11 protein-coding genes are annotated in these 12,071 nt (G+C 33.9%); 3 read left to right on the top strand and 8 right to left on the bottom strand.

The window, feature by feature from the left end; translation table 11 throughout:
• Positions 1 to 1,025: 1,025 nt before the first annotated feature.
• The 7 genes from FW780_RS06820 to FW780_RS06790 form a co-directional block, all read right to left on the bottom strand.
• Entirely contained in the window at positions 1,026 to 1,706 is a 681-nt protein-coding gene (locus FW780_RS06820; RefSeq protein ID WP_149832803.1) for a hypothetical protein, read from the bottom strand.
• A 235-nt stretch (positions 1,707 to 1,941) separates the two neighbouring features.
• Positions 1,942 to 2,508, bottom strand: a complete 567-nt coding sequence (locus FW780_RS06815) for a TIR domain-containing protein (protein ID WP_149832802.1) — start codon at positions 2,506 to 2,508, stop codon at positions 1,942 to 1,944.
• An 8-nt stretch (positions 2,509 to 2,516) separates the two neighbouring features.
• On the bottom strand, positions 2,517 to 3,011 hold the full coding sequence (locus tag FW780_RS06810; protein ID WP_149832801.1) for a hypothetical protein: 495 nt from the start codon (positions 3,009 to 3,011) through the stop codon (positions 2,517 to 2,519).
• A 9-nt stretch (positions 3,012 to 3,020) separates the two neighbouring features.
• Complete coding sequence (locus tag FW780_RS06805; protein WP_149832800.1) at positions 3,021 to 3,980, bottom strand: DNA/RNA non-specific endonuclease; 960 nt, start codon at positions 3,978 to 3,980, stop codon at positions 3,021 to 3,023.
• A gap of 2 nt (positions 3,981 to 3,982) precedes the next feature.
• On the bottom strand, positions 3,983 to 4,948 hold the full coding sequence (locus tag FW780_RS06800) for a caspase family protein (RefSeq protein WP_149832799.1): 966 nt from the start codon (positions 4,946 to 4,948) through the stop codon (positions 3,983 to 3,985).
• A 15-nt stretch (positions 4,949 to 4,963) separates the two neighbouring features.
• The gene (locus FW780_RS06795; RefSeq protein WP_149832798.1) at positions 4,964 to 5,335 is read right to left on the bottom strand and encodes a TIR domain-containing protein; all 372 of its coding nucleotides are present in this window, start codon (positions 5,333 to 5,335) and stop codon (positions 4,964 to 4,966) included.
• 296 nt (positions 5,336 to 5,631) lie between these two features.
• Positions 5,632 to 5,853 (bottom strand): hypothetical protein, encoded by a 222-nt coding sequence (locus FW780_RS06790; RefSeq protein ID WP_047421839.1) that lies wholly within the window; start codon positions 5,851 to 5,853, stop codon positions 5,632 to 5,634.
• 91 nt (positions 5,854 to 5,944) lie between these two features.
• On the opposite strand from FW780_RS06790, the gene FW780_RS06785 reads away from it, so the two are divergent.
• On the top strand, positions 5,945 to 6,481 hold the full coding sequence (locus FW780_RS06785; RefSeq protein ID WP_149832797.1) for a hypothetical protein: 537 nt from the start codon (positions 5,945 to 5,947) through the stop codon (positions 6,479 to 6,481).
• Positions 6,482 to 7,132: 651 nt separating this feature from the next.
• Here the strand turns inward: FW780_RS06785 and FW780_RS06780 are convergent.
• A complete protein-coding gene (locus FW780_RS06780) occupies positions 7,133 to 9,619 on the bottom strand; it encodes a hypothetical protein (RefSeq protein ID WP_241676865.1) in 2,487 nt (828 codons plus the stop codon).
• A 261-nt stretch (positions 9,620 to 9,880) separates the two neighbouring features.
• Here FW780_RS06780 and egtD point away from each other — a divergent pair, with 261 nt between their 5' ends.
• Complete coding sequence (gene egtD / locus FW780_RS06775) at positions 9,881 to 10,861, top strand: L-histidine N(alpha)-methyltransferase (protein ID WP_149832796.1); 981 nt, start codon at positions 9,881 to 9,883, stop codon at positions 10,859 to 10,861.
• A gap of 15 nt (positions 10,862 to 10,876) precedes the next feature.
• On the top strand, positions 10,877 to 12,067 hold the full coding sequence (gene egtB, locus FW780_RS06770) for an ergothioneine biosynthesis protein EgtB (RefSeq protein WP_206669028.1): 1,191 nt from the start codon (positions 10,877 to 10,879) through the stop codon (positions 12,065 to 12,067).
• Positions 12,068 to 12,071: the final 4 nt, after the last annotated feature.

Here is a 12,071-nt window from a genome sequence, read left to right as displayed (position 1 = left end):
TAAATGTTTAAGAATTTTGTAGTTTATTTTAACACTTTAGTCACTTAAGAAAATTTGAAATAAAAGACATGAAAAAGTACACTTAAGCAAAAATCGAAGATTTTAAAAACTTATGTGTCCTTATTTTGTGTAATGATAATCTCTAAAGCTTACTTAAATATTTAAGAATTTTTTAGTTTATTTTAACACTTTAGTCACTTAAGAAAATTTGAAATAAAAGACATGAAAAGTACACTTAAGCAAAAATCAAAGATTTTTAAAAAACTTATGTGTTCTTATTTTGTGTAATGATAATCTCTAAAGCTTACTTAAGTGTTTAAAGCTTTTGTGACTTTTGTGGTTTTATTTTAACCGCAGATCTCACAGATTTTCACAGATGTTGTTATTAATATTCTACACTTAAAAAAAATCAAAGATTTTTAAAAAAACTTATGTGTCCTTATTTTGTGTAATGATAATCTCTAAAGCTTATTTAAGTGTTTAAAGCTTTTGTGACTTTTGTGGTTTTATTTAACCGCAGATCTCACAGATTTTCACGGATGTTTGTGGTTTTATAATCTTTACCCCCTTCAGAAGTCCCTCGAGCCACTAAAACAACGGTCTGGACCTTCTTTGATAACGGTCTCGAGCCCCTTATGTAACACCCTTTACCCCCTTGTACAACCCCCTACACCCCCTTACCCAAGGGGGGAGATACCCTTACTTAACAGGGTAGAGCCACTTGCTCAAGTGGGTAGAGTCCGTTCGGAAGTCCCTCGAGGGGGTATGATAAGTGGTTATAGCCACTTTGATAACTGTCGGAAGGCGGTTTATATGTTCTAAGACACACTTTTATAACTGTCAACACATATTTATCTAAGTGTCTGCAGACAGTTTCTCAAGTGCGTAGAGGCTGTTTGGAAGAACCTGTAATGACTAGAGAACCAGCTGAAGCTATTTCTGTAATTGGTTCCAGACACTTGAGTAAGTGTTATTGATTAATTTTTAGGGTGTAGGAGGTTTATGAAAGCGCTGAACCAGTCTGGTTAATAATATTCAAATACTCTTTCTATTTTTTGTTGTATTGCTCCCTGATCATCTACTAATTCTTCATAAATGGAGTTGGCTTGAGAATCAAGTTTTACATTTTTATAAATGAGCTTAGATTTTTTTTGCTTAATGGCATCTTCGAGAAGTGTTTCACTTCTCATTTCATTGATGTAGGTGTAGAAAATAGTACTGTTAACTGGGGTTTCAAAGAAATTTCCGGTTTCTTCTGTTTTTATAAGACGGTTATTTTTGTCGAAATAAAACAACTTGCTAAGGGATATATTGTGAACAGAACCATTTGAAACTCTTTTGTACAGAGAATCCGAAACTTTTTCAAAATAGCCTGTAGTTTCTATCTTCTTATTTCCAGGATTAAAGGCTTCAAAATGGCGTTTGGCTTTGTCCTTTGAATTATAGGTAATGATTTTATTGATAGACCTTTCATGTGAAGATCCGCTTCCGATAGCATTGTAATATTCTATTTTTGTCAGAAATCCCTCTTTGTCATAATAGGAAATATTTTTATAGATGTTCTCCGGTGAATAAGTGATGATCTCTGTGATGGTTTTTGGATGTCCGAAATAGTTAGAAAACTTCAGGTCATTAATGATAGATTTTTCCTGACCACTTACAAGAGCATATAACAGAATGAACAGATAGCTAAGTTTTGTTTTCATATGGTAAGTGTTGGGGTATTCTACAATTTTCGTTAAGTGTCAAATATAGGTAACTCTCTTCAATATTGATATAGGGCGGGCTTTGGTTTGAAAAAGATAGAACAGTACAATAGATAGGACTTTTAGATTATGTTGTTGGTAGAACGGTTGAATAATTATAATAATAAAACCACACGAATCCTTTCGTGTGGTAGTTAGGGATTTGTAAAATAGTTCTAAGAATATATTAATATAATTATCTTTTATAAGGATTTGTACCACTTATCCATTGCTCTAACAGAACATAAGTATTTGTATCCTCATTGACCCAAATTTTTTGATCTTGACTACCCATCATTGTTGCTCTATCTAAATATGGGTATAATTTTAAATATTCTACTCTTTCAAATGTATTATAATTAACATTATTTTGTGCAACAGGAATTATTGCGCATCTATTAGTATTACCATCAACATATCCCAGTTCCCAAGGCATCCATTTCGAAATAGCAGCATTGGTTGAAATAGCTAATAATAAACTTTTCGAATTTTTCATTCTATTTCTGATTAATTCAGCAGAAGCCTTCGTAACATTACTTCTATCTAAATCAGAATCAACAATCCAGTCAACATATACTAAATATCCCATAGAAGATAATTCTCTATATAAACCAAAAACTTCATTTCTATCTAAATAGCTATGTGATAAAAAAATATCAAACTTTAAATTTGATTTATCTTGAGAAGAAAAAAGTCGTTTACTTTCGGTAATTAATGTTTCACTTGATTGCCTTCTTAAATAATCACTAGTAAATAATGGCATAATATAAATTAATTAATATGTTTTGTCCAACTTAGAATTATTTCTTTTATTTCAGGAGATAGTTGTTTTTGCATTTTTCTTAATTCAAAATCAAAAACAAAAGAATCACTAACTTGTGGATCAAAAATTCCTTCACTATATATTATATTTTCCTTTAAAATTAGTAATGGAAGTCCTGCTTGATATGCCATTCCTGCTTCAATTTGAACCCAAGGAGAAGAAGTATATTTATGAGTTGTTTCCTTGGAGTGTTTTGTAAATTCTTTTTCATAGCCAATATAACAATGATGTCTTTCTAGCCCTATGATTATCGCTGCAACACAATTATCTATTAAATCTTTAATAGGTTGTAAAGGACTTTTAAAACTCCAATTATTTATTCCTAGATTAATAGGATGTAATTCATGCTTCTCTAGCTCGCTTCTTATATGAGACAAAAAAACTTCTTGATACTTATTATGAGGTGTAGGATGAGAAATAAAAACGTTTTTAGTACTTTTCATATTTATATATTAAACTATTAACCCGGAAATTTCATAATTAGATTCTTGGTTAACTATACTTTCATCAAAATTTCGAATTTGGACTTCTTGAAGTGTCAAAATTGTAGGTTTTTTATCTTGATGTCTGTCTATAGCATCTTGAAATTTTAGTTTAGTTAGCTCTTCTATTAATAATACTGAAACTTGATAGTTTTCATCTTCTTTAAAATCAAGGAAGGGTTTCAATGATGATTTTTTTTCAATTATATCAAAGTCTCTAATTCCAATTTCATTAATTAGATTATCCTTTCTTAAAGGATTAATTTGACCCATTAAAAATCCTGCTCTGTAAAGTTTACCATCTTCTTTTAAATAATAGATTACTTTCCAAAATAAAACTGGAATTTTAAATACTGAGCCATCATGAAGCATTGCTTTAAACTCTGGATCTGATTTATCTAAAACAGGACCGGTAAAGACTGAAACCTTTACTGGCTCTGGTACTCTACCTTTTATAATAACAGCATTTTCTAAATGTTTCCAAGGTCCATTATTTAAAGAATCATGTTGTGGAACTGCATTTGGGTAAAAGAAGGTACTTTGGGCAGCCTTTTGAGCATTAGGAATATCACCATTAATATCCCATTGCACATCTTCTCTTTTAGTCATATGTCCTTTTTCAATACTTGCAGTTTTAAGAGTATTTAATTTTGTGTAATCATTTGACGTTAATTGTTCCTCAGTTTTAATCCTATCATCTTGCTTAAAATTTCCTATTCTATCTGCTTTTTCAAATTTTGTTCTATAAATATTGCTTGCGCTAATAATAGGAACTCTTCTACTTTTACTTTGGATTACACTATAATATATATAATCTAATAGATGTTTTGATGTTTGATTATTCAAAGCAATATCATCTGTGTACTCTTCATAATTAGGTATTCCAACTACAAAACTATCTCCCAGAAAATTTTCTTTGTAACCTTCCATGATTAAATTCTACCTTCATTAACTAATCTCCAGTAATGGTGTCCTAAAGATGTTAGTCTACAAGCTTTAGATCGCATTGCTGCATAATACATATGTTCCTCATCAACTGGAACAATTAGTCCAACGCTTTCTAATTTTTGGAGATCTTTAAAGATGGAAACATTTTTCTTATCGGCATGTGGTTCAATTACATTGTGTGGAATGTCATGCGTATTAGTGTCCTCAAAAGAAGGATCTAATTTGAAATTCTCTGATGGAGAATCAAAATATTTTGTTAGCCTACGAAGAATTTTTAACGGAACTTGAGGGACAACATTTCTCAATTCTACAAATTCAGTAACATTTGTTTTGAAAACAGGTCTTTGCTCATGAGCTCCCAAAGCTTGGTCTATGTATGCGTACAGTCCTCCAGGAGAAATATGACCTCTTATATCAGCAGCACCTCCTTTAAGTCCTTCAATGACTAAGTTTGTAAAAACTCCATGACCATTAATTTCTTTTGCTGGTTCATCTTCTCGAGAGGCTGTAAGGATTGTAGTACCTGTTTTTATTTCCATCACACTTCCATTTACTGTTGAATTTCCAAAATGTCCAGATTTACAACAATCGAGAATAATAATTTTATTTCTGATATTGGCCCCATTTGCAAGATTTAAAATATCATGCATAGCAATTCCTTCATCATATTTTTTATGATCAGGGGTTACTATAAAACCTCCTAATTCATTTACATAACCGTGGCCTGCAAAATAAAGTAACGCCATGTCACAACTAACATTGAAAAAATCAACGATTTGATTTAGTAATTGTGATCTCGTTGGAATGTCATAAGCGCTTAGTACTTCAAAATTAGTGCTATCATTTCCATTAATTTTCAATAATTTTGATATAACTTTTGCATCGTTCACCGCTCCTCTAAGAGGAGCGGTTGGATAATTATTTATACCAATAACTAATGCTTTTTTCATAAATCAATGAAATATTTAAAGACTATCAATAAAATTATTAATGTTGTTATCTGACCATTCTTTGGTAACTATATCTGGAATAATAGTTCTATCGTCTGTATACGCCCAAATACCCATAATTTTTTTACCTTCTTCTTTGGCGCAATCAATCTCCCATTTTTGCCCGGTAGATTTTAATGAATTTTTACTAACAAGAACTATGATGCCGTGAGACCGTCTTATTCTTGTTCTAACTTTTTCCTTCCAATCATTATCATATGCTTGTTTTACTGACATATCAATAAATTCAAAAGGAGCTCTAGGATGAAGCGATTGTCCTTTGAAAAAATCTCTTTGTGTCTCATCTTCAATTGCAAATGCAATAAAAATAATTTTTTTGTCTGACATAGTATACAGTTTTTAACGTTTAAATTTATAATCTACTTATTGGTGGAGAACAAATGTATAATAGAAATTATTTATTTTTTTACGGGAATCCGTATCAGTCATATTGTTAGTCCCTTTTTAGCAAATAATAATCTAGTATTTATAAAATATTAGGTGTTAAAAATATAATATTGATTTTAATTAAAATTCAGTGTTTTTACTGAATTTTATTAAAATTCAATAAAAGTTTGTAAAGTTTTTACAAAAAATAAATCCCAACTCTCGTTAGGATTTATTCATTATATTATTTTCGTAATCTATATTCCAACCATTTTAAAAAAGCTAGCCAGCGTTAAGTTTTTAGCATGGCAAATTCGCATGATTGTAAGAAGAGCGATTTGATAATTTTCATCGTCTTTTATTCTTCGGACAGTCTTTTCATCGATATTATGATCTACTGCAAATTTGCTGTTATTGTTCAAAGGGATAACCCATTCATCCCTTATAAATTCAACAATCTTTCTATTTGCTTCTGTCATAGAAACAAATAAATTACTTATTCTTATAAAAATCTCGGACTTAAATCCGAATGTTTGTGATTTTTTATTACATTTATAAAAAAATACAAACATGAAAAAGACAAGCACACATTTTGAACCTCAGCTTTGGAAAGGCGGTAAGAAGCGCTCCGGATTACAGCTGATGGAGACCTTTTTCCAGTTCAATGATCTGGCATCCTCTAAAGAGAAGTTAAACAGCATTGTGAACTACGCCGTAAAGCGAAATAGCTGGATCAATGAAGATCCGTCGGTAGTCTTTCAGTTTCATCAGGCGGTGCGGTCGTTTGTACGTGCGTGCTACCTCATCCATCTGGAGGGAAAGAAATGGGTTGCAGATCCTCCGGTGGACAATCCTTCTCCATGGGTTCTTGGCTTGTTGTCGGAGAAAGAATACCAAAACCCACTGTTGGTTTTTAAAAAAGCCTTCAAAGAATACAGCATCAAAGAGTTTGATTATTTTATGTCCGGAATTGTCTATTTCTCACTGGGTATGTATGATAATCTGCCGGAGAGAAATATTGTCATTCCGTACCTTCATCTGATAAAAATGCTTGATGCGGGGCATCTTATACTGGAAAGGAGCGGGAGGCTGGAAGAAGGAAGGTAGTTTGAGTCCGTAGTGACGGGGATGGTGTGGAAATATCTGAATTTCAATGCTGTCATTCTGAATGAAATGGAATGTAGTGAAGAATCTTATAGAACTTAAAGAGATTCTTCCTTCGTCAGAAATCGAAGATTCGGCATAGCCAATGACAGTGCTGGGCTAAGGATTTAACGCAAAGGTTTACTACTATCAAATCTTATTACAAGGGAGCAAAGCAGTAATCAATTTCATTGATTTTTCTAAGCGGACACATAGCCATATAGCTTCATCCGCGACTTTGTCGCAATCTTGGCTCCCTTAAAGATAAAAAAGGTTTGAACTTAATCTTTGCGTTTTAGAAAGATAGGTTGGGAGCGGGAGGTTGGAAGAAGGAAGGTATTTTAAGGTGCAGTGATAGATGGTTGGTGCGAAACTTCTGATTTCAATGCTGTCATTCTGAACGAAATGAAATGTAGTGAAGAATCTTATATATTTAAATAGATTCTTCCTTCGTCAGAAATCGAAGATTCGGCGTAGCCAATGACAATTGCTCGTCAGATCTTATCATTCTTTAAAAAAGGCAAACGGTTATTTTATATCCATTATAATTTCCTGCCTCCCGCTTCCTGCTTCAAAACTAAAAAAGCCTTTCAAGATCATTGAAAGGCTTTTTTGCTATTTTAGAATCTGCTGATCAAAAAGAAGATGGTCATCTTCATCAAAACTTATGATCAGTACTTTATATTGTTTTGCACTGTCGTTATTGAAGAATTTAATTCTCGGCGGAACATAATCGCTGTCGAATAAATTCGGGTTCCAATAAAGGGTTTCGCGGGTGTCATTTTCAATTTTTGCCGGAGCATCTTCATCTATCATTTCAACAAGAAACTCAGAAGGTTTGTCATATCCTTTGATGATGGCTGAGTTGTTCTTTGGTTCCTCTTTTACTTTGGTTTTAGATTTCATATTGCCTTTCATGGTGTAGATGGCTACGGCATCACCTATTAATCCTGAGCCTTTAATAATTTTTACCATTGCAATATTATTGACAGGCATGCTTGAAATCATGGTAGGATCAGTAAGGACCTCATCTAAATACAGTTTAGCCTGCTGACCGCGGATGTAAGGTACATTTATTCCGGAATTATTTCTTTGAAACGTTAAGCCGGCAGCTTTTCCCTGCAGCCAGTCTAATATATTGGTATATCCTGCGGCATGCTGATCTTCATTCACAAAATCGAATACCGTAGAATTTACAGAGCTGAACATTCCGGTGGACAGTTGTTTATCTAATTCTTCTTTTGGGTCTTTCTTTTTCCCTACCAATGCTACTTCCTGAATCTGGATATCATTTCCTTCTATTTTTTTATAATTTTTCTGAGTATTAATGGCTCTTGAAATTGCCGGAGGAAGGGTTTTGTTTTTAGCAGCTTTTACCAATGTATACTTTGTACCCGGGAAATTGCCTTTAAATTCTGAAGGATTGATCAGGGGCTCTACAGTAAGGAATAAATTATCATTGCCTGATTCTTTGTTATCTGAATTTACAAATAAAGAAACATTCACCGGTTCATCATTATTAAGATTGTTTAAATAGACATATCCGTTTTGATCTGTTTTAAATTGATTAAATGCCGGTTGATTTTTTCCTAGCTGCAATACTAAATTTACATCAGAGTTGATCAGCAGGGCATTGTTTTTAATAGGTTTTACCCTGTAAGACAGGTATTGCTGAGATTGGGTTTTAATGGTGGGTGCAGTTCCGCTGAGTACAGAATTCCAGTCAAATCTTTTCCAGTTTTCAGAAATAAGAAGTGCGTCCAAAGCTTCAGTATTGGCATTTTTAGAAAAATATTGTGCCGGACTGTCAATTTTTGAGGTAAAATCACCCGTTAACCAAAGTGCGCTCAGAATATTTTCTTCGTCAGGAGTTTGGGAGCCGTCATCTTCACTTACCACAACAGTATAATTTTTAAAATAAGACTCCGGAGAAAGATCAATGCTGTTGAATGATCTTGGAGTTTGTTTTAAGCTTTGCGCTATGATTTCTGCTTTTTCAACCTTTAAATCGCCGGGTTTTATAAAGCAAAGTCTTTGGGCTACAAGATTGTCCTGCTCATCAAAAACTGCCAATTGTAAAACTCCGTTGGCTCCATTGCTGATTTTTGTAGGAATAAGACTTGAAGCTTCATTGGTTAAATGGTTAATGTTTGCTCTGTAAGCAAGATGGTTATTGATAAGCCCGATAATTTTATACCCCTGAAGCTGTTGTTTCAGGTTAACACCTTTTAAGCTATATTTAATTCCTTCCTTAGAGCTGTGAATTTCTACATTCAGACCGCTGTCTGCAGCTTGTGGTAGATCTATTGTCTGGCTTTTTCCTGCATTATCCTGGATAACAGCCTGGTATTTTTTTCCTGATGCAGGAGTTATTGTAAAAGAAGCTACATTTTTGTCAAAAGATTTAAATGTAGTGAGGGGAGTTTTTGGATTTTGTACATCAATTATTTTTCCCGTCCAGTTTTCCGGTAAAGAATTGGCAGATAATCTTACTGCAAATTTGGTAGGCATTCCGTTAATAAAAGTTCCGCCTTCCGGAAATACTTTTGCAGACCAGTCAGAACTTTTAGAAATTACTAATGATTCTGTGGAGTTTGGGTTGTAGACGGGAAGTGTTTTAACAATCTGGAAATCTTCATTAAAATTGGTCATGTAAGGCGTATAGGCTCTCACAAAATACACCTGTTCAGGAAGATCTTCTTTCAGCTGAAAATCTCCGCTGCCTTCACCATTGGTAAGAAGAACGGTTTTCCAGTCTATTAATTTTTTATCAGAATTGTACAATTCTACAAATAGAGTAGTGGATAATGCAGAACGGTTATATCCGTCAAATACAAAGCTTTTGAACCAGATTTTGTCACCAGCGGCATATTGTGACTTGTCGGTAAGTAAGTATACTTTCTCCTGTTCGTAATTATTCTCAAGATTGGTAATTGCTTTTTCTAATTTGGTTTGTGCCAGTACGGGGGTTACCATTGAAATAAGCAAAACACAGAATATATTTTTCATAAAAATCTCAGCGCATTTTAATTCTATGCTAAAGTAATCATTTAAAGACTTCGGAAACTGATATTGATTGAATTTCAGGTGTATTTCTTTCATGTTTTGATGAGTTGGCTTTTTAACCACAAAATTTATGATGATCTTTTTTGAAAAAATGACGATCATAAAGCAGTTTTATCAGGGTGCAATACCCAATGCCGTTCAGTATCTAATTAATAAAAATAAGATGTGGTACATTAAAATCGTAAATAAAACCTATCTTTAATTAGATGAATTGAAGACGCTTATAGATACAGGGAAGGATTTCCGGTGTCGGCAAGATAGTTGTACTCAATAAAAAACCAAACCAAAATATAAACTATGAATGTACAGTTAAAACAGGATTGTCATTTTAAAAATGATGGTGCCGATAATTTCGGTTCAGACATTTTAAAAGGCTTGTCCGCTCATCCGAAAAAATTACCTTCAAAATATTTTTACGACAAAACAGGTGATCGCCTTTTCCAGCAGATTATGGCCATGCCTGAATATTATCTTACCAATTGTGAACTGGACATATTTCAGAATAAAACAGAGGAACTTGCAAAAGCGATTTCCAATATCAATGAATCTTTTGACCTGATAGAATTAGGAGCAGGTGATGCAATGAAATCATCTTACCTTCTCAAAAACCTAGTAGAGAAAGGAACAAATTTCACCTATATGCCTATTGATATCTCAGGAAATATTCTTTCTGTTTTGCAGGAAAACCTGAAGAAAAAACTGCCTGAACTGGAAATCTTACCGTTAGAAGGAGAGTATTTTGATATGCTTGATAAAGCCACCGGTATTTCAAAAAGAAAAAAAGTAGTCCTTTTCCTAGGTGGAAATATCGGTAACATGGAAAGTGAGGAAGCCATACATTTCTGCAATGAAGTGAAAAGAAAACTGAATGCCGGAGATTTGTTTCTCATAGGGTTTGATCTCAAAAAAAATCCGAATACCATTCTCGCTGCTTACAACGATCCAGAGGGTATTACCGCTTCATTTAACCTTAATCTTCTTACAAGAATCAACCGGGAGCTGAACGCTGATTTCAAGGTGGAAAATTTTCAGCACTATCAAAATTATGATCCTGTTTCGGGGGCCTGCAGAAGTTTTCTGGTAAGCCTTTGTGATCAGGAAGTTCATGTGGGAAAACAGTTGTTTTACTTTAAAAAAGATGAGTGGATTGATATGGAGATTTCTCAGAAATTTTCGGAACAGGATATTAAAAAACTGGCGGGAGACTCGGGGTTTCATATCCTTGTTGAGATTAAAGATACCAAAAACTGGTTTGTAGATTCTATCTGGATGGTATAATTTAAAATGATTTTTATGAAAAAAGATGCATTACTTGTACAAGCAAATCCTCATAAAAACTGGATAAAAAAATACTCTGCAATCCGGAATCATTCCGTTGAGATTTGCAGTCCTTTGGAAATTGAAGACTACGTGGTTCAGCCTATCGTGGATGTGAGTCCTCCGAAATGGCATTTAGGCCATACAACCTGGTTTTTTGAAACCTTTATTTTACAGCCCAATTTTCCGGGATATAGAGTTTTTGATCCTCAGTACAATTTTGTCTTCAACAGTTATTATGAAACCATCGGAGCGCGTGTGATCCGTACTGACAGGGGGAATCTGAGCCGTCCCTCTGTTTCAGATGTTTTTAAATACCGTGAATATGTAGATCAGAAGATGGATGAATTTCTACAGAAAGGATATCTCACAGAATCGCTGGAATCTTTGCTGGAATTAGGCTTAAACCACGAACAGCAGCATCAGGAACTGTTACTGACAGATATTAAATATATTTTAGGACACAATCCTTTATTTCCTGCCTACAAAAAGGAAAATATTTCAAAAAAGGAAAGTATCGGAAACTCAGAAATGATAAGTTTTTCAGAAGGAATTTATGAAATTGGTTTTAATGGTGAAGGTTTTTGTTTTGATAATGAACTAGGGAGACACAAAGTATATCTGAATGATTTTAAAATTTGTACTCAGTTAGTGACCAATAAAGAGTACTTAGAATTTATTGAAGCCGGAGGTTATGAAGATTTTCGGCACTGGCACGCTGAAGGTTGGGATTGGGTGAAGCAAAATAATGCAAAATCACCTTTATACTGGCATTTTATTGATGGGAAATGGATGAATTATACTTTAAACGGCTTACAGGAAGTCGACTTGGAGGAAGCCGTCTGTCATATCAGTTTTTTTGAAGCTTCTGCTTTTGCTTCATGGAAGGGAAAACGCCTGCCCACTGAAGCTGAATGGGAAGCTGCATCAGAATATTTTGACTGGGGAAAACGCTGGGAGTGGACCAATTCTGCTTATCTTCCGTACCCGGGATATAAAAAAGAAGCAGGAGCAGTGGGAGAATATAATGGTAAATTTATGGTGAATCAAATGGTGCTTCGTGGTGCTTCAATAGCGACTCCGAACGGACACAGCAGAAATACCTACCGGAACTTTTTCCAGACTCATTTGCAGTGGCAGTTTACCGGAATCAGACTTGCACAATAATTTT

The sequence above is a fragment of the Chryseobacterium sediminis genome (assembly GCF_008386505.1).
In the GTDB taxonomy this organism is placed as follows: Bacteria; Bacteroidota; Bacteroidia; order Flavobacteriales; family Weeksellaceae; genus Chryseobacterium; species Chryseobacterium sediminis.
The sequence above is the reverse complement of the archived record's forward strand: the minus strand, read 5'-3'. Positions and strand labels throughout refer to the sequence as shown.

Bases quoted from the DNA above. Each gene is read 5' to 3' on its own strand.
- FW780_RS06820 (WP_149832803.1), bottom strand. From the start codon at position 1,706: ATGAAAACAAAACTTAGCTATCTGTTCATTCTGTTATATGCTCTTGTA.
- FW780_RS06815 (WP_149832802.1), bottom strand. From the start codon at position 2,508: ATGCCATTATTTACTAGTGATTATTTAAGAAGGCAATCAAGTGAAACA.
- FW780_RS06810 (WP_149832801.1), bottom strand. From the start codon at position 3,011: ATGAAAAGTACTAAAAACGTTTTTATTTCTCATCCTACACCTCATAAT.
- FW780_RS06805 (WP_149832800.1), bottom strand. From the start codon at position 3,980: ATGGAAGGTTACAAAGAAAATTTTCTGGGAGATAGTTTTGTAGTTGGA.
- FW780_RS06800 (WP_149832799.1), bottom strand. From the start codon at position 4,948: ATGAAAAAAGCATTAGTTATTGGTATAAATAATTATCCAACCGCTCCT.
- FW780_RS06795 (WP_149832798.1), bottom strand. From the start codon at position 5,335: ATGTCAGACAAAAAAATTATTTTTATTGCATTTGCAATTGAAGATGAG.
- FW780_RS06790 (WP_047421839.1), bottom strand. From the start codon at position 5,853: ATGACAGAAGCAAATAGAAAGATTGTTGAATTTATAAGGGATGAATGG.
- FW780_RS06785 (WP_149832797.1), top strand. From the start codon at position 5,945: ATGAAAAAGACAAGCACACATTTTGAACCTCAGCTTTGGAAAGGCGGT.
- FW780_RS06780 (WP_241676865.1), bottom strand. From the start codon at position 9,619: ATGAAAGAAATACACCTGAAATTCAATCAATATCAGTTTCCGAAGTCT.
- egtD (WP_149832796.1), top strand. From the start codon at position 9,881: ATGAATGTACAGTTAAAACAGGATTGTCATTTTAAAAATGATGGTGCC.
- egtB (WP_206669028.1), top strand. From the start codon at position 10,877: ATGAAAAAAGATGCATTACTTGTACAAGCAAATCCTCATAAAAACTGG.